This window comes from Bartonella sp. HY038, assembly GCF_014117425.1.
Lineage (GTDB): Bacteria > Pseudomonadota > Alphaproteobacteria > Rhizobiales > Rhizobiaceae > HY038.
Window position 1 is genome coordinate 2,376,876 of sequence record NZ_CP059725.1, and the last position, 16,777, is coordinate 2,393,652.

The window sequence follows — 16,777 nt, forward strand, 5'->3', positions numbered from 1 at the left end:
GCCAAGCTTTCAATATTTTAGCGCAAGCTATCAATTATTGAAGGAAGGTGTAGAGACTGGACGGGCAGCACCTAAAGGTTAAATATAATGTTTACCAATGGTGAAGGGACAGTCCAGACCACAAACATAGATGATCCATCTATGGCGATGAAAATCGTAGTGGTATGAATCCTGGGGTCGGGGGTTCGAATCCCTTCGTGGACACCATAACCTCTTTTAATTATGCAACTTATTGTTTTTACTTATTTTTTAAGTTTATGGCAATGAAATAAAAGGTTAGGGCATAACTTAAATTTTCCTTATAGGCATTTGATGGACGCATTTTTTTATGGCCTTGCAAATGGGCTTAGCTTTTTAGTGGTGATTGGTGCGCAAAATGCCTTTATTTTGAAGCAAGGGCTAAAGCGCGAGCATGTTTTTATTTTATGCTTAACCTGCGCCTTATCCGATGCTTTATTGATTGCCTTTGGTGTAACTGGCTTTCATATAGTTTTGCAAAGCCAACCTTGGATTGAACCTTTAATGCGGTGGGGTGGTGGTTTGTTTTTGCTGTGGTATGGCGGCAAAAGTGCGCTTGCCGCTTACCGCGCTAATGGAAATATGGAACTTGGCAGCACGCAAAAAATATCCCTTACAAGTGCTGTTTTAACCTGCCTTGCTTTAACATGGCTTAATCCGCATGTTTATCTTGATACCGTGGTTTTGCTTGGCACGGTCTCTACTCAATTTGCCCCTCATCAATATTTATTTGGGCTTGGTGCGGTGATGGGTTCATTTTTATTCTTTTTTTGTCTTGGGTTTGGCGCTCGTTTTTTAAGGCCAATTTTTAACAATTCTCGTTCATGGCAAATACTTGATAGCATTATTGCGCTTATCATGTGGGCTATCGCGATAAAGCTTTTATTTTTTTAAATTAAATGCTTGCCTATCGTTAAAAAAATATGGGGCTGACACCTAAGATTGTGATTTAAGGATGATTTTAAGATCATCTAGCAACTGTTTAGGTGTACCGATATTAAAGCGCCATTCACATTCTTTCAAGAAAAGATTGAAATGCTCTTTTGGAACTCCGTTAAACTTTCTCATATGTCGTTTGGCTTGGTTCCAAAAATTTTCAATGCCATTAATATGGTTCTTTTCATTCGCAAATAAGATTGAATGATTAATGCGGAAATGTTTAAATTCTGAAACATCAAGCGCATTATATCCTCGCCAACAATCTGTATAAACAATGCTGTCAGGTACGATTTTCTGGCGGATTATAGGCATAAGCGTATCTGTTTTAGCATCCAAGATGATTTGTGTATAAACTTGACCACCTCGCTTAAGAATAACAAAGACAGCAACTTTACCTGCGGCTCCTCGACCGCGCATGCCCTTGCTATGACCTCCAAAATAACTTTCATCTAATTCGATTTCACCCGCAAATTGTTCCGCACGTTCCTGTTGTTTTACGGCAATTGAACATCGCAATTTATGAAAAAAGCGTACAGCTGTATTGCGATGAATACCAGCCAAATCAGCAGCTGTTCTAGCAGTTGAACCCGCAATGAAGTATTTCATAAGCTCTAACTGCTTATTTCTTGTTAGTTTACAATGCTTTACATACATAAAGAGACCCTAACTTATATAAAGTCAGGTGTCAGCCCCAAAAATATTTTTAAATCGATGAGATAGCGGAAAAAATATGAGTTGGTTTAAAAAATTTTTTGCAAATAAAAATATTCAACCAGTTAAAAAAATGCGGCAAGTCGAGTACATACCCCCATTGGGATAAACACCTGAAACAATACAGACATATTGGCAACATTGTTGGCATGAAACAATGGGTCGCACCAATCCTGAACCAGAGGATGAAGCCCTGCCAATTCCTGATAAAGTAAGTTCTGATAATCGCATCAACTTTTTTACCGAATTTGCATTTACTGATCAATTGCCCCATGCTGCCATTGAAGAAATGATGTTGCTTTTGCCGCGTGGCGACGCAATATTTAAACGCTTTTTATCGTGGTGGAATGAACCTCTACATAAAATAAGCGAGCAGGAAGCCTCAAACTTTTTGCGCACACAGCTAAGTCTTGGCCAGAAGCTTGGCTTTGATGTAAGTTCTCCCGATCAACCGATTGAGATTATAAGAGGGAGTGATGTCGAAATTTCCGTAGCATTTAAAAATGCCTATGATCCTTTTGATAACATAACCGATGAAACTTATCATCGAGTATTACAATCTAGCGGTGAATTTGGCTGGCTAGCCCATAGTTTTTTAAGTGAACCTCTTTATATGGCTGCAGGTTGTCATTACTCCATTGGTCATTGGATATGCCAACCATTACAAGCAAACGAAAGTGGTATTGATATAACCGAAGCCCCCTATCGCCTCGCACGCGGTGGTTGGATGTGCGGACAAAGCCAAGATGGTATTTTTCTATATGATACACGCCTAGAACAACCAAGCAATAATGACTAATTTAGAGCACATTCAAAGGCTCGTATAGCTTTGACTATACTCTAAATTATACAGACTAAATAATCTATTTACTGCAAAAATTCCTCAACCAAATGCACCCAAAAGCTTGCACCAACTTCAATTATTTCATCATTGAAGTTATAGTGATCATTATGTAAATTAGCGGAATTCCCATTGCCAATAAAGAGATAGCAGCCGGGACATTGCTCCAACATATAAGCAAAATCTTCACTAAATGAAAATGGCTCATTTTGTCGGAAAAGCTTCTCTGGACCAAAATTTTTAACGGCAACCCTTTGCGCAAGTTGTGTTAATTTTTCATCATTATAAACCGAAGGCGTAACTGCGCGATATTCAACATCAATAGTTGCTCCGTAAGCTGCCCCATAACCTTGCACCAGTTCTTTTATCCGCGTTTCAAGCAAGGCGCGAATATTGGCATCGTAACTACGAACCGTTAACCGCAATTCTGCAGTTTCTGGAATAATATTAAAAGCATCACCTGCAATAAAGCTACCAACCGTAATAACTGCGGCATCATTGGGAGCAATATTACGAGAAATAATCGATTGGAGGCCAGAAACAATGGCGCTACCAATTAAAATTGGGTCAATGGCTTTTTGCGGTTGCGCACCATGCCCACTACGACCATGTATGGTAATTCGCACGCGATCTGAGCCCGCTGTTGCTATTGCGGGAATAAAGCAAAATTGCCCCAACGCTATACCAGGAACATTATGATAGCCAAAAACAGCATCACAAGGAAATTTGGTAAATAGCCCCTCCTCAATCATTTTTTTAGCGCCGCCCAAACCTTCTTCGGCAGGTTGAAATATCAACCGAACAGTGCCCGAAAAATCTTTTCGCTCCGAAATACAGCGTGCGGCTGTAAGAAGTGTCGTCGTGTGTCCATCATGACCGCAAGCATGCATAACACCGTCATTCTTACTAGCATAAGCAAGGTCTGTATTTTCAACAATGGGTAAAGCATCCATATCAGCTCTAATTGCCAATATTTTTTTACCTGTCCCTTGCTGCAGAGTTGCAACAATTCCTGTACCCGCTATACCTTCGACAACATCATAGCCCCAAGATTTTAGCTTTTCAGCAACAGTTTTTGAGGTTTGAGTTTCATGAAACCCTAATTCTGGGAGCTGGTGTAGTTGATGACGCAATTTTATCATTTCAGGCAAAAAATTGCTGATATGTTGGCGAATATTATCTACATGCGACGCCAATTTATTCTCCACTTATCTCATAATTTCAGCTACAGCCTATCAAATTGATGGCAATAAAATAACCAAAATTATCTCACTGTTAATGTAATTAATTTTATAGGTAAACTTATATTTATGATAAAAAATCTAACTAAAGATCTTATTGCTTTTATGAAAAGTCATTAGGGGGAACTTTATTGCCCCCTAATATTTATACCTTAAGCCTTAGAAGGTTTTGAGAAATTGGCGGCACAAAGTGCTATGATGCTCACCAATGCTGCAAACATAATATAATAAGCAATGGCGCGGTTATCACCAGTAAAGCCGATAAGTGCGGTAGAAATAACTGGCGAAAATCCACCAAAAATAGTAACCGCAATATTATAGGATAAAGAAATTCCTGATGATCTAAACGCTGTTGGGTATAATTCTGAAAGTGCAGCAGACGCTGGCGCTGTATAAAACACCATTAAAACTGCATAGAAAAATTGCTGCGCTATCAATACCCACACAGTTGGATAGGCTGATAATATCCAAAATGCTGGATAAGCACTTACAAAAATAGCAGCAGCCGCTCCAATCATAATAGGTTTACGACCAATACGATCAGACCATGCACCGACGAATGGACAAAATAGCAATACAATACCAACAACAATCATACCAAGATAAGGCGAAGATAGCTCCATCTTTAAATTAGTAATCGCATAAGTTGGCATAAATGAGCTAGCTGTTTTACTTGTGACGGTCCAAATAATCACAATACCAATACCAATTAGTAGCGCTTTACCGTTGTTTTTTGCAAGCACTGCAAATGGGACATGTTCTTTTGGACCTTTTGCATTCTGAGCTAAGAATTCTGGAGACTCATCAATCTGCTTTCTAATATAGAAGCCGACAGGCGCAACAAGCATACCAAATGCAAAAGCCACACGCCAACCCCAACTAGCTACCTGATCAGCATCTAAAAGAGATGTAATACTCCAACCAACAAGGCCAGCCACTAAAAAGGCGCCCGTTTGGCTAACTTGTTGCCAAGCAGCATATTGACCTCTTTTATGCTTTGGGGCAGTTTCAACGAGAATAGATAAGGCACTACCTATTTCCCCCCCCGCAGAAATCCCCTGAATAAGACGTGCAATCACAATAATGATCGGTGCAAAAATACCAATTTGTGCATAGGTTGGACAAAATGCGATAATTGCCATACCTAGTGCCATTAGCAACATTGTTAATGAAAGAGCTGACTTACGTCCAACGCGATCAGAATAAGCACCTAATACAATAGCCCCTAAAGGACGTGTTACAAAACCAACTGCAAATGTAATAAAGGTTAAAAGCAGTGATACGACTTCATTTTCTGCTGGAAAAAACTGCTTTGAAATTACAAATGCGAATAAAGCATAAGCACCAAAATCATACCACTCCAATGCACCGCCCATGACGGCAGCTGTAATGACTTTTCGTGATACAGCTTTATTTTCAGGTGCCTGCGAAACGTCTCCCATAACTTTACCTCCAATGATTGTTACGACAGAACTATCAAAAATCTTCAATTTTAAAGACTGTTAATTGATGATAAGAGTCATAACAAAAAAGTATGGGTAGATTTTCAAAGAATAATGTGAAATTGCATATTCTAAAATATTTTGTTGGTTCTTATATGATTGATGTGAAAAAAATTCGTTATTTTTCGGCGGTTGCCCAATATGGCAGCATTTCTGAAGCTGCGCGCCATCTTTTTATTGTGCAGCCAGCATTAAGCCGACAAATTGCCGAATTAGAATATTCTCTCGGCGTTAGCCTTTTTTTACGCCGGCAAAAAGGCATAGAATTAACTGCAGCAGGCGAGCAATTACTCAAAGACTGCACTTTTGTTTTACAAGCCCTTGACCAAGCAACAACCAATGTTAAGCGCATCGGCAATCAACAAGAAACCCTCCATATTGGCAGTGCACCCAGCTATACATGGAACCCATTTTTTATTGAGCTCATAAAAGAATTTCAGGAAGAACACCCGGGAATTAAGCTTATTTTAGAACCGACCCTTGCTATTGGCCAAACAGAACGGTTACAACTTGGAACTCTTGATGCTGGATTTATGGCCTGGCGGCAAAAGGCCGATACTACCAAAGCAGCAATACCAGCTATGCGCTGTCACCTACTTATTGCTTGCAGCAAAGACAGTCCTTTGAACCAAATGTCAAGAACCAGTTTAAAGCAGCTTGAAAATGAACCTTGCTTATTTTTTCCACGCGAGATGTCGCCAGAATTTTATGATTTTACTTTGACCGAATGTCGCAAAGCCAAGTTTAAACCCAATATAGTTGAAGCAGCTACTGATTTTAATTCGTGCCTTGGTCTTGCTTCAAGTGGACTTGGCTATACAATTATATCAAGTGCATCACGCTATAATTGCCCTTCAAACATCAATTTGATAAAGCATAAAATGTTTAAAGGTAGTTATGATTTAGAATTTGTATACCGCATCCCTGTAGTAAAAGAAGCATTACAACAACTCATTGATTTTTCAAGAAAAAAGTTGCAACCCATATACCAAATAAAACTATAAAAATAGCAAAGAATAACTTATTAAGAACGATTACCCTAAAGCTTTAATTTGCATTTACTTACGATGCAATAAGGTTGGCAATCCCCAAATAATCAGTGCAACAATAATCATTAATATTAAAGCTGTTGCCATGCGGATAAAATCAAAATTAACCGCATCGCTTGGGAAAAAGAAACTAGCCACAGTCCCAGCAAAATCTAATATTATTTGAGCAAGTTCACGTAACATGGCCACCTCCATCATATTAAATTATAATACGCCTTTTAAATCATTCTAACAAGATGTTAAATTAGCATCAATTATCAAAGAAAAGTCTGCAAAGTTGATTGAATAGCAACAATTTTACCAAGCCTCATCTTAATCAATTAGCTTATTTGTAAAAGAATAGCTTACCTCTTTCGATTTTTTTAAACCAATTTGTAATTATTATAATTAAGTTGGGGCAATCTGTCTTATTTACACAATTAGCCTCTAGAAATGTTTTAAAAGATATGCCATCCTCATCGTTAAGCAGGAAAAAGCATTTTTCCATCTTGCTGCGGGAGAGAATTTTTCAATAAATCGCCGAAGGGGAAAACCGCCCGTAATCTCTCAGGCAAAAGGACCGCAGCTAAGATAAAGCAACTCTGGAAAGTCGGGGGAAGCCCCGCGCCGAAGGTGTAAGTGGATTCTTCCACGAGTCTCTCAGGCTTTCGACAGAAGGGCACAATAGTAATCTGCCTATCATGAAGATAGCGCGGATATTGTGTTTTGGTATGCGGGCAAGAAGATAAAATCTCTTTCCCAAATGCTAGCCTTTTATGGGAGAGATTATGGGTGACATCGATAGCAATCTAAAAGAATTACCCCTTAAAGCCATGCATGAAGCAGCAGGTGCAAAATTTGGTGGCTTTGCCGGTTGGCATATGCCAATTACCTATCCGCTTGGGGTGATGAAAGAACATTTGCATACGCGATCAGCAGTTGGGCTTTTTGATATTTCACATATGAAGCTTATCTTGGTTGAAGGCCCGGACGCCGCCAGTTTTTTAAATCAAGCAGTACCACTTGATGCAGGCGCGCTTAAGCTTGGCCAGTCGCGCTATAATTATCTTTTAAATGATAAGGCTGGCATTCTTGATGATCTTATCATCACGCGCATTGGTGACACGCGCTTTATGGTGGTTGCCAATGCTGGTAACGCCGATGCAGATATTGCAGAATTGCAAAAACGTCAAAGTGGTTTTAATTGCGCAATTACGCCGCTTGATCGCGTATTCTTAGCATTGCAGGGACCGCAAGCAGTTAATGTTATGAATGATTTGGGCTTGCCTGGTACAGATCTTACTTTCATGCATGGTTTGTTAACCGATAATAATTGGTTCATTACCCGCTCTGGTTATACGGGTGAAGATGGTTTTGAACTTGCTATACCGCTTGACGACGCAAAGGCTATTGCTGAAAAACTGATTAATGATCCACGCGTTGAGTGGATTGGCCTTGCAGCACGCGATAGTTTACGCCTTGAGGCCGGTCTTTGCTTGCATGGACAAGATATTACCCCTGAGCTAAATCCAATTGAGGCCGGTATCACTTGGGCGGTTACCAAAGCTGTGCGCGAAAAGGCCGATTTTATCGGTGCTAAGGCATTTCTTGAGCTTCTTGCCCAAGGTCCTGCCAAAAAACGCGTTGGCCTTGCACCACAAAGCCGCCAACCAGTACGCGCTGGCGCCGAACTTTTTGACCAAGATGGGACAAAAATTGGCATTGTGACTTCTGGTGGCTTTGGCCCATCTTTTGATGCCCCCGTTGCAATGGGTTATGTACCAACGCAGTTTGCCACTATTGGCACAGAAATTTATACCGATGTTCGGGGTAAAAAAATCCCTGTCCTCGTTCATGCCCTTCCCTTTGTTCCGCAAAATTACTTTAAAGGATAAATCAATGTCTACACTTTATTATACCGAAGATCACGAATGGATGAGCGTAGAAGGCGATATCGCTACTGTGGGCATTACCATCCATGCACAAGAGCAATTGGGTGATCTTGTTTTTGTTGAATTGCCAGATGCTGGAAAAACCATCACGAAAGGCGATGCGATTGTTGTGGTTGAATCAGTTAAAGCTGCATCAGACGTTTATGCGCCGGTTGATGGAGAAGTGATTGAAATCAATGAAGCTCTTTCCAGTGATCCATCGCTTGTCAATCAAAGTGCTGAAGATGCAGGCTGGTTATGGCGCATGAAACTCAGTGATAAAAGCCAACTTGATAGCCTGCTTGATAAAGCTGCCTATGACGCATTGGTCGGCTAGAGGTGATGTATGAGTGAACATTTATTTAAAGATCGCCATATAGGGCCAGACGCCAATGATGTCAGCACTATGCTTGATGTACTTGGTCTTGATAGTTTGGACCAGTTGGTCGAGGAGGCAGTGCCGGCCTCTATCCGTCTAAAAGGTTTGCTGGATTTGCCCAAGGCAGCAAGCGAAGCGGAAGCATTAAATGAATTGCAAGGCATTATGGAACAAAATGCCTTGCATAAAAGCTTTATTGGTCAAGGTTATCACGGCACATTTGTGCCACCTGTTATCTTGCGAAATTTATTTGAAAATCCGGCATGGTATACTGCCTATACACCATATCAGGCTGAAATTAGCCAAGGTCGCCTTGAACTTTTATTCAACTTTCAAACCTTGGTAGCCGAATTAACTGGCTTACCGATTGCTGCTGCATCATTGCTTGATGAAGCAACCGCACTAGCCGAAGCAAACGCTCTTGCTATCCGTTCATTTAAAGATAATCGCGAAAAAATTGTTGTTTGTGGTGATTTACATCCGCAAACCCTTGATGTTGCCAAGACACGCGCTATCACTCAAGGCTATAGCGTTGAAGAAAACGGCACAATTGATGAAAAAACCGCAGCAATTATTGTGCCTTGGCCTGATACCTATGGCGTTTTCAACGATTATTCCGTTGTTATTCGCCAAGCAAAGGCAGCAGGCGCACGTGTTATCACCGTTGCTGACCCACTTGCCCTTACGCTACTTGCTTCCCCTGCAAGTTGGGGTGCAGATATTGCCGTTGGCTCCATGCAGCGTTTTGGCGTTCCTATGGGCTTTGGCGGCCCACATGCTGGTTATCTTGCTGTAGCGAGTGACTTAACCCGTATTATCCCTGGGCGTATTGTTGGTCAATCAATTGATACCAAGGGGCGTGTTGGCTTCCGTCTTGCTTTGCAAACACGCGAGCAGCATATTCGCCGTGACAAAGCCACATCTAATATTTGTACGGCACAAGCATTGCTTGCCAATATGGCAGCATCTTACGCCATTTGGCATGGCCCTAAGGGTTTACAAGCCATTGCTAAGCGTATTCATGAGCTTACAACCCGCTTTAAAGCGGCGCTTAACGGCGTTAATATTGAAACTTTAGGCGAATATTTCTTTGATTGCGTCACCATAAAAGTCAAAGGTGAAGCGGAAGAAATCGCCTTTGCCGCTCGCGAAAAAGGCTATTTACTGCGCATTATTGATGGCGATCATTTGTCGATTAATTTTGATGAAGTGTCAACCGACGATGATCTTTACGCCCTTTGCCAATTATTTGGTGCCAAGGTTGATGAAGTCATTGAAAGTCAATTGCCGGAAGCAAAGCGGTCCGGTCCTTTCATGACGCAACCAGCCTTTCATGGTGTAAAATCAGAAACAGACATGATGCGTTATTTACGCCGCTTGGCCGATAAGGATCTTGCCCTTGACCGCGCAATGATTCCACTTGGCTCTTGTACCATGAAGCTTAATGCGGCAGCAGAAATGTTACCAGTAAGTTGGCCAAAAGTTGCCAATATTCATCCTTTCGCACCGCAAAGTGATACGGTTGGCTATCGCCAAATGATTACGCAGCTTGAAGATTATTTAAGCGCAATTACCGGCTTCCCCGGTGTATCCGTCCAACCAAATTCCGGTGCGCAAGGCGAATATGCTGGTCTTTTAGCCATTCGCCGTTATCATGAATCGCGCGGCGATCATAATCGCAACATCTGCCTCATTCCAGCATCGGCCCATGGTACCAACCCAGCCTCTGCCCATATGGCAGGCATGGATGTGGTTGTGGTCAAGTGCCTCAATGATGGTGACGTCGATATTGATGATCTGCGCTTCAAGGCAGAGCAATATAGCGAAAAGCTTGGTGCCTTGATGATTACCTATCCATCAACCCATGGCGTTTATGAAGAAGGTATTGTCGAAATTTGCGACATTATTCATAAAAATGGTGGGCAGGTTTATTTTGATGGGGCAAATCTTAATGCATTGGTTGGGCTTGCTCGCCCAGCGGATGTTGGCGCCGATGTTTGCCATATGAATTTGCATAAAACCTTTGCAATTCCTCATGGCGGCGGTGGCCCAGGTGTTGGCCCCATTGGAGTCGCAAGTCACTTGAAGCCATTTTTACCCGGTCATGAAGAATTTTCCAGTGATTATGCGGTGTCTAGTGCACCTTTTGGCAGTGCGTCAATTTTGGTGATTACTTGGATGTATATTCGCATGATGGGGCCCGATGGTTTGCGTGATGCAACCAAGGTTGCCATTTTAAACGCCAATTACATCGCAACACGGGTAAGCAGCGCCTATCCTATCCTTTATAAGGGTAAAAAGGGTCGTGTTGCCCATGAATGTATTGTTGATACACGGGTATTAAAAGATCAATATGGCATCACCGTTGATGATGTTGCCAAGCGGTTGATTGATTATGGCTTCCATGCGCCAACCATGTCATTTCCCGTTGCTGGCACATTGATGATTGAACCAACCGAGTCTGAACCAAAGGGCGAAATTGATCGTCTTTGTGATGCATTGATTGCCATTGCAGGTGAAGCGAAAAAGGTTGGTGAAGGCATTTGGCCAAAGGATGATAATCCACTCTTCAATGCGCCGCATGCCTTAGCTGAAACATTGGACGATAATTGGGCGCATGCCTATAGCCGCAAAATTGCTGCTTTCCCTGATGAAAACCGCGATCCAACCCAAAAATATTGGCCTCCGGTTTCACGCATTGATAATGTGGCAGGTGACCGCAATCTCATTTGCTCTTGCCCACCGCTCAGCAATTATAGCTAAAATTTAAAAGGCTGGTGTAACAACCAGCCTTTTTATCGAAACCTGCGTTAGCTTTAATGGCTCATGGTTAAGCCACTGCTATCTGCTACTCGTAACCTTTTCCGGCAACAATAAACTGATAAAATCTTTGCCAATCAATATTTTTAATGACATTTTGTGGAAAAACCGCATTTTCTTCCGTCAATTGAGCCATATCTTCAATATAGCGCGCTATCGCATGCAAAAAGCTTTGCACATCAAAATTAACCCAACCATTTGCCTCATCAACCCATGCATTGGTTTTTAACTTTTCGGCTAATTGCTCTTTAGCCAAAACAAACTCATCGCCTAATTCATATAATTTTTTACAAAAATCTTGGTGCGTTTTAATTTCCAAAGTTTAACACCTTATAAGCAGTTACAATCTGATAATAAAAAAAATCATGTTCGTTGCAATTCAAGATTATGCGTCTTTGCCAATTTCACAATGCATTCTTCACAACCATGCTGTAATTCATCATCAACGAGAACACGCAACCCAATCCCCCGCAACTCATCAACAAAGCTTGCAATATCTTCATCACGATAATCGCCAATCACATGGTTAGCAATTAAACCATAAAGGCTTTCCATATGCTGTTTCATTGCAATGCGAAGATGCGGTTCATAATTAATTTCAAGCAAAATCGTTAGAAAAAAACGCATCCGCTCACGATTGAAGAAAAAACTGCTTAAAATTGCAATGATGTTCTTATTCCCATCATCAGAGTTTTGCTCTTGCCGTTGATGGGATGCATCGAGAAGCGCAAGAAAAAGATCCGATTTTTTGGGAAAGTAGTAAGTTAAGTGAGATTGGCGCAGACCAGCCTTTTTGACAATATAAGGTTGGGTTAATTGCCTTACGCCTTCGCTTTCAACAATATCCAAAGCAATATCAAGAATTTTTTGCTTTAGGTCGTTTTCTGGTGTTTTAAGCTTTGGCATTATGCTCTTTCTATCCGCATTCATAAGTTTTATTAAAATAAACGAGATTAAATCCTCGTCAACCATTTGCTAAAAACTAAAACAAACTAGCGCAATGAATTCCCCCTATTTTATGATATTGCCTTAAAAGCAAGAGATAGATGGAAACAACAGGCTTGAAAAAACACCGACTGCTTAGTGAAAGCCGTTTCATGGAATAAATCTTCCATGTCCCCTTGCGAAAGGCGTACCCATTTGGTTTGGATCCGCTCCATAATGCTATTGACTGCATTTTTATCATGATGGCAAGCCAGCCACATTGCTAACAGATCATCATTATCATCAAGCCTTGCGTCAAACATCATAAAATAGCCCCCTGCGACTAATTTGTTTGATAGTTTTTGCAAAAATGTTTTTTTCTCGGCTTGTGCTATAAAATGCAATACCAAAGAAAGACTTATGGCATCAAAATTGCATTCCTCGCAATCATCAATCAAGCCATGGATTAAAGTAACACGGTGGGCAAGGTTGGCACCTTTTATCCGTTTTTGCGCCATATCAATCATACCCTTAGATGGATCTACCCCATAAAAATGAGCGTTTGGCAGCAATGGAGCTATCGCCAAGATTTCACTTCCTGTGCCGCAACCGACAATTAAAATACGCATCTGCTTATCACTATTTTGCGCAGACTTGGCAATCTGCAAGTATTTTAGCCCCATAAGCGATAATGCAAGACTATAGCCAGGAATGAGAGTTTGAATACGGTGATCATAATCAAGTGCCGCACTATCTGGAAAAGCCGCCATTATAAAGCCCCCATATTTTAATCACAATGAAAACAAAAAAGGCAAAAGTAAGCGCAAGGATGTTTGGCGCGATAGCGCAGAGTTGATAAAGCACTGCCCCGCCAAAAGGCCCAAGTGCCATGCCTAAACCTTGCGCTGCACTATTAAGCCCAGCTACTTTACCTTGCGCACCAAGATTTGTTATAAGGCTTAAAAAGGCAAGATTGCCGGGCAATATCAAGCCAAGTGCAATACCCATAAATTGTAAGGCAATAATAAGTTGATAGGCTTGGTGAGCAATTGTCACCCCTACCATAGCAAAGCATAAAAGCAACGCGCCGATAACAAGCAAATGAAATGCCCTACCCTTTAAAAGCTTAACCCCCAATGTTTGGCTAAAGATCATTAGTAAAGAGGCACCTGTCATAGTTGCACCCGCAAGGCTAAGCGCATCACCACGCATCATCGCAAAGCTGTCTTCAAACCGCAAAGCCGTAATATGCTGCATAAAACCAAAAATGGTGATGCAAAAAAATGTAATTAAAAATGCTGGATTGGCTTTTTGAAGATTAATAGCTGCCTTAGCAACACCGATATGATTACCTCTGCCAAGGGATGACATTTTTAGCCAAAAATATATAATACCAAGACAAAGCAAAAAGCTTAAGAAAAGCAACCCCAATAGGGGCGCTTTGCTCCCCAATATAAAGAGACAAAAAGCACCAATAATTGCCCCAGAACCAAAGGCTGCCCCTAATAGGCCCATTGCTTGCGCCCGCATAGCAACCGAGGAATTATCAACCATCCAGGCTTGGGCAGCAGGTAAAATGCCGCCGGACAACAAGGATTGCACAAGCCGTACACTTAAAAGTGCGCTAAAAAGCAGTGATATAGGCCACTTATTCATTAAAGCCGAAGCCATGATCATCATGATAATAATTGTACCACAAGCGGCCGCTAAAAAGCCGATGAGTAAAACTCTTTCGCGACCAAAACGATCACTGAAGAAGCCCCATATCGGAGCAGTGATGACGGCTAATAATGCTGTTATACCCAAAATTGCCCCTGTTTGTATAGGTAATAACCCCATATCGCGCCCTAGTGAAGGCAGCGCCAGCAAAAAGAATACTTGAATTGCCGCATTGCACATAAGTAAAAATAAAAGTGCAGCCGCCTTGCTAATAAATTTTTGTTCTTCCTCCATTAAAACTTCACTTTCATCCCAACAGAGAAACTGCGACCAATACCGGGAATGCCAGCGAAAACCGGTTGTGCCATTCTATTTTGGCCAGCCTGATAGGCTGAACTTACATAAGTTTTGTTGAAAATATTTTCGATATCACCAAATATTTCCCATGTTTCATTTTGCCAGCCAAGATGAAGATTAATTAGGCCATAAGCATCTAATTGGCGGCTATTAGCAGGATCAATCATACGTTTGCCTGTATAGCTATATTCCAATCGGGCAAATGCCTCACCTTGCGCCCAAAGGTTAAAGTCCCTTTTATATTCACCATAAATAAGCGTGCTAAGTTTAGGAGAATAAGGCACTTCATTACCGCGAATAAGGCTATGACCACTGGTGATTTTTGTTTGCAATAGCGCAAGATTTAAGCCAAATTTTAAATTATCGATTGGATGTATAACGGATTCCAGTTCGCCGCCATAGCTATGCGTATTGGCATTTTCGACAAAAACACGATCAAAAAACGGGTTAAATGTAAAGAATTGTTCATCTTTAATGTCATTATAAAAAGCTGCAGTGGAAATATCAAAAAATCCCGCAATATTTTTTGCTTTAATACCTGCTTCATACGTCCATGTTGTTGAATTTTTATAGGGAGAAAGTGGAACACCAAAAGCGGCAAATTGATTGTAAAACAAATAGCCGCCCGTTTTTTCCCCTCTTGCTAGCGATGAATAGATTATCGCATTGTCACTAATGTTAAATGTTAGCCCAGTGCGGCCGGTTAAAAACGTATCATTTTCTTTGCTGTGATCATAAAATTCTGACCTTGCAGCTTTATGCCCGATAAAACGACCATCAAAATCTTTGATTTCATTGGTAAGACGTAAACCCATTATCCAGTTTAAGCGTTCAAATATTTCTATTTTCGTTTCGCCAAAAACTGCTAGATGGGTTGTATTGGTAATTCCTTTATAGCCACCATTGGGCAAGGATTGACTAACTATATCCGTGGTTGATTGAAAGCGAGACCAAAGCGCCATTGTGCCAACTTGCCATTCAATATTATTAACGGTTAGCCCATGTAAACGCATTTCATGGCTAGCTTGTAAATTATCTTCATTAATTCGCCTTACATTAACATCGGGTGCTTGAAACAAAAAACCTGGTAAATTGGTTTGGGCATTGCCAATAAAACCATCAATGATATCGGCTTTCATTTTGGTATCGTAATAATATAGATTGCTGATTGTCGTAAGATCGGCTGAGCCAAGATTTTGCTCATATTTCGCCGATATATAAGCTGTTTGGGATTCGAGTTTTGGGCGTGGATTAAATGCATTGCGCGGATATTGCGGATTGTCTAACCATAAGCCGGTGGTTGGTCTTTGGCGATCTTTTTGCCAAGCGGCACTTATGATCAAAATGCCGGCATTTTCAGTCTCAAAAATAAGCTTGCCATTCAAAGTGCCATAAAAACGTGACCGCAAATTTCTTTCATTTGATGAAACAACATTGGGAGCCGACCAAGAAATATTGCGTATATCACCATCATAATCATAGATTTTTGCTGCAAATAGACCTCTTATTTGCTGATTAATACTGCCCTCAACCGATAACTCCGTTTGCTTTTGCCCGTAAGAGCCTATAGTTGCGCCCCATGATCGAACCAGATGACGTGATGGATCCTTGGTGGTTATATTAATAGCACCGGCTTGCGCATTAAGCCCGCCATTATTGCCTTGCGGGCCACGCAACACCTCAATTTTTTCAATATAGCCAAAGGGCATATCAAACATACGAGCCGGCAGCGGAACGCCATCGACATAATATTTCACCGATGGTGCAATCAAGGCTGATGAGGAACCAACACCGCGCATATTGATGGTATTGGCAAAGGAAAGCCCAAAATCAGAAAAATTTAAATTTGGGATATGCGGAACTAGCGATTTGGTATCGGATATCTGCGCTTGTTGTAATTCTTGATGATTAATAATGGTGCGTGCAAGCGGTTGGGTAAAATCTGGACCTTCTGCACTATCTGCTGATATGGTGATTGTTTCAAGTTCGCTTTCATTTTGATTTTGCGCACTTTCTTGCGCCAATCCAGATAAGGTGCTGGCCAAAACACTAGCTACTATTAGGCTATTTCGTATTGATGACCTCATCAAATTACTGCCACAAAATTTAAGAAATAACATTGCACCTGATCCCTTGGTTGGTAGCCTACCAAATAACTATATAACATGATGCAATTGGTCAAGTATAATTATTTTTATAGATTGCCTATGTGATGTGGCGTTTTAAATCCTCAAACCAAGCCGCATATTTCTTACCAATGCAAAAGACATAAAGAGATGTGCAAATAGCTATAAGCATGGCAAATATGACTAAACATAACAGCCATTTAAATATTATGAGAAAGAACTTTAATTAGGCGTAAATTTTAATCAGGGCTTTTCAAAATAGCTTTTACCTATCGGATTATCAGCACATCATTTTTCTAAG

15 protein-coding genes and 1 riboswitch are annotated in these 16,777 nt (G+C 41.1%); of the genes, 6 read left to right on the top strand and 9 right to left on the bottom strand.

Features of this window, described 5'->3' with window-relative positions:
• Positions 1-312 precede the first annotated feature (312 nt).
• On the top strand, positions 313-912 hold the full coding sequence (locus H3299_RS10340) for a LysE/ArgO family amino acid transporter (protein WP_182417584.1): 600 nt from the start codon (positions 313-315) through the stop codon (positions 910-912).
• Between the two features lie 42 nt (positions 913-954).
• Here H3299_RS10340 and H3299_RS10345 read toward each other — a convergent pair whose 3' ends face one another.
• Positions 955-1,611: an IS1595 family transposase gene (locus tag H3299_RS10345; protein ID WP_182417585.1), complete on the bottom strand. Its 657-nt coding sequence runs from the start codon at positions 1,609-1,611 to the stop codon at positions 955-957.
• A 214-nt stretch (positions 1,612-1,825) separates the two neighbouring features.
• Here H3299_RS10345 and H3299_RS10350 point away from each other — a divergent pair, with 214 nt between their 5' ends.
• Positions 1,826-2,467, top strand: coding sequence for a hypothetical protein (locus H3299_RS10350; protein WP_182417586.1), 642 nt, complete (start codon positions 1,826-1,828; stop codon positions 2,465-2,467).
• 68 nt (positions 2,468-2,535) lie between these two features.
• On the opposite strand, the gene H3299_RS10355 is transcribed toward H3299_RS10350, so the two are convergent.
• Positions 2,536-3,651: a M20 aminoacylase family protein gene (locus H3299_RS10355; protein ID WP_182419740.1), complete on the bottom strand. Its 1,116-nt coding sequence runs from the start codon at positions 3,649-3,651 to the stop codon at positions 2,536-2,538.
• Positions 3,652-3,902: 251 nt separating this feature from the next.
• Entirely contained in the window at positions 3,903-5,192 is a 1,290-nt protein-coding gene (locus tag H3299_RS10360) for an MFS transporter (RefSeq protein ID WP_182417587.1), read from the bottom strand.
• Positions 5,193-5,347: 155 nt separating this feature from the next.
• On the opposite strand from H3299_RS10360, the gene H3299_RS10365 reads away from it, so the two are divergent.
• Positions 5,348-6,256, top strand: coding sequence for a LysR family transcriptional regulator (locus H3299_RS10365; protein WP_182417588.1), 909 nt, complete (start codon positions 5,348-5,350; stop codon positions 6,254-6,256).
• A gap of 54 nt (positions 6,257-6,310) precedes the next feature.
• Here H3299_RS10365 and H3299_RS10370 read toward each other — a convergent pair whose 3' ends face one another.
• The gene (locus H3299_RS10370; RefSeq protein ID WP_182417589.1) at positions 6,311-6,484 is read right to left on the bottom strand and encodes a hypothetical protein; all 174 of its coding nucleotides are present in this window, start codon (positions 6,482-6,484) and stop codon (positions 6,311-6,313) included.
• Positions 6,485-6,785: 301 nt separating this feature from the next.
• Positions 6,786-6,873, top strand: a riboswitch (glycine riboswitch).
• A gap of 195 nt (positions 6,874-7,068) precedes the next feature.
• On the opposite strand from H3299_RS10370, the gene gcvT reads away from it, so the two are divergent.
• The 3 genes from gcvT to gcvP are packed head-to-tail and all read left to right on the top strand — an operon-like array spanning position 7,069 to position 11,353.
• Positions 7,069-8,175, top strand: coding sequence for a glycine cleavage system aminomethyltransferase GcvT (gcvT, locus tag H3299_RS10375; RefSeq protein WP_182417590.1), 1,107 nt, complete (start codon positions 7,069-7,071; stop codon positions 8,173-8,175).
• Between the two features lie 4 nt (positions 8,176-8,179).
• On the top strand, positions 8,180-8,548 hold the full coding sequence (gene gcvH / locus H3299_RS10380; RefSeq protein ID WP_182417591.1) for a glycine cleavage system protein GcvH: 369 nt from the start codon (positions 8,180-8,182) through the stop codon (positions 8,546-8,548).
• Positions 8,549-8,557: 9 nt separating this feature from the next.
• Positions 8,558-11,353 (top strand): aminomethyl-transferring glycine dehydrogenase, encoded by a 2,796-nt coding sequence (gene gcvP, locus H3299_RS10385; RefSeq protein WP_182417592.1) that lies wholly within the window; start codon positions 8,558-8,560, stop codon positions 11,351-11,353.
• A gap of 85 nt (positions 11,354-11,438) precedes the next feature.
• Here the strand turns inward: gcvP and H3299_RS10390 are convergent, their stop codons facing one another.
• The 5 genes from H3299_RS10390 to H3299_RS10410 form a co-directional block, all read right to left on the bottom strand.
• A complete protein-coding gene (locus H3299_RS10390; RefSeq protein WP_182417593.1) occupies positions 11,439-11,729 on the bottom strand; it encodes a hypothetical protein in 291 nt (96 codons plus the stop codon).
• Between the two features lie 44 nt (positions 11,730-11,773).
• Positions 11,774-12,316: a TetR/AcrR family transcriptional regulator gene (locus H3299_RS10395; RefSeq protein ID WP_182417594.1), complete on the bottom strand. Its 543-nt coding sequence runs from the start codon at positions 12,314-12,316 to the stop codon at positions 11,774-11,776.
• Positions 12,317-12,426: 110 nt separating this feature from the next.
• Complete coding sequence (locus H3299_RS10400) at positions 12,427-13,104, bottom strand: class I SAM-dependent methyltransferase (protein WP_182417595.1); 678 nt, start codon at positions 13,102-13,104, stop codon at positions 12,427-12,429.
• A complete protein-coding gene (locus H3299_RS10405) occupies positions 13,085-14,287 on the bottom strand; it encodes an MFS transporter (RefSeq protein ID WP_182417596.1) in 1,203 nt (400 codons plus the stop codon). The genes H3299_RS10400 and H3299_RS10405 overlap by 20 nt, the downstream gene beginning before the upstream one ends.
• Positions 14,287-16,395, bottom strand: a complete 2,109-nt coding sequence (locus tag H3299_RS10410; protein ID WP_182417597.1) for a TonB-dependent receptor — start codon at positions 16,393-16,395, stop codon at positions 14,287-14,289. Before H3299_RS10410 ends, H3299_RS10405 begins: the two co-directional genes overlap by 1 nt.
• Positions 16,396-16,777 lie beyond the last annotated feature (382 nt).

What these genes read in the sequence shown, in the direction of transcription:
- H3299_RS10340 (WP_182417584.1), top strand. Translation starts at nt 313, where the DNA reads ATGGACGCATTTTTTTATGGCCTTGCAAATGGGCTTAGCTTTTTAGTG.
- H3299_RS10345 (WP_182417585.1), bottom strand. Translation starts at nt 1,611, where the DNA reads ATGTATGTAAAGCATTGTAAACTAACAAGAAATAAGCAGTTAGAGCTT.
- H3299_RS10350 (WP_182417586.1), top strand. Translation starts at nt 1,826, where the DNA reads ATGGGTCGCACCAATCCTGAACCAGAGGATGAAGCCCTGCCAATTCCT.
- H3299_RS10355 (WP_182419740.1), bottom strand. Translation starts at nt 3,651, where the DNA reads ATGATAAAATTGCGTCATCAACTACACCAGCTCCCAGAATTAGGGTTT.
- H3299_RS10360 (WP_182417587.1), bottom strand. Translation starts at nt 5,192, where the DNA reads ATGGGAGACGTTTCGCAGGCACCTGAAAATAAAGCTGTATCACGAAAA.
- H3299_RS10365 (WP_182417588.1), top strand. Translation starts at nt 5,348, where the DNA reads ATGATTGATGTGAAAAAAATTCGTTATTTTTCGGCGGTTGCCCAATAT.
- H3299_RS10370 (WP_182417589.1), bottom strand. Translation starts at nt 6,484, where the DNA reads ATGTTACGTGAACTTGCTCAAATAATATTAGATTTTGCTGGGACTGTG.
- gcvT (WP_182417590.1), top strand. Translation starts at nt 7,069, where the DNA reads ATGGGTGACATCGATAGCAATCTAAAAGAATTACCCCTTAAAGCCATG.
- gcvH (WP_182417591.1), top strand. Translation starts at nt 8,180, where the DNA reads ATGTCTACACTTTATTATACCGAAGATCACGAATGGATGAGCGTAGAA.
- gcvP (WP_182417592.1), top strand. Translation starts at nt 8,558, where the DNA reads ATGAGTGAACATTTATTTAAAGATCGCCATATAGGGCCAGACGCCAAT.
- H3299_RS10395 (WP_182417594.1), bottom strand. Translation starts at nt 12,316, where the DNA reads ATGCCAAAGCTTAAAACACCAGAAAACGACCTAAAGCAAAAAATTCTT.
- H3299_RS10400 (WP_182417595.1), bottom strand. Translation starts at nt 13,104, where the DNA reads ATGGCGGCTTTTCCAGATAGTGCGGCACTTGATTATGATCACCGTATT.
- H3299_RS10405 (WP_182417596.1), bottom strand. Translation starts at nt 14,287, where the DNA reads ATGGAGGAAGAACAAAAATTTATTAGCAAGGCGGCTGCACTTTTATTT.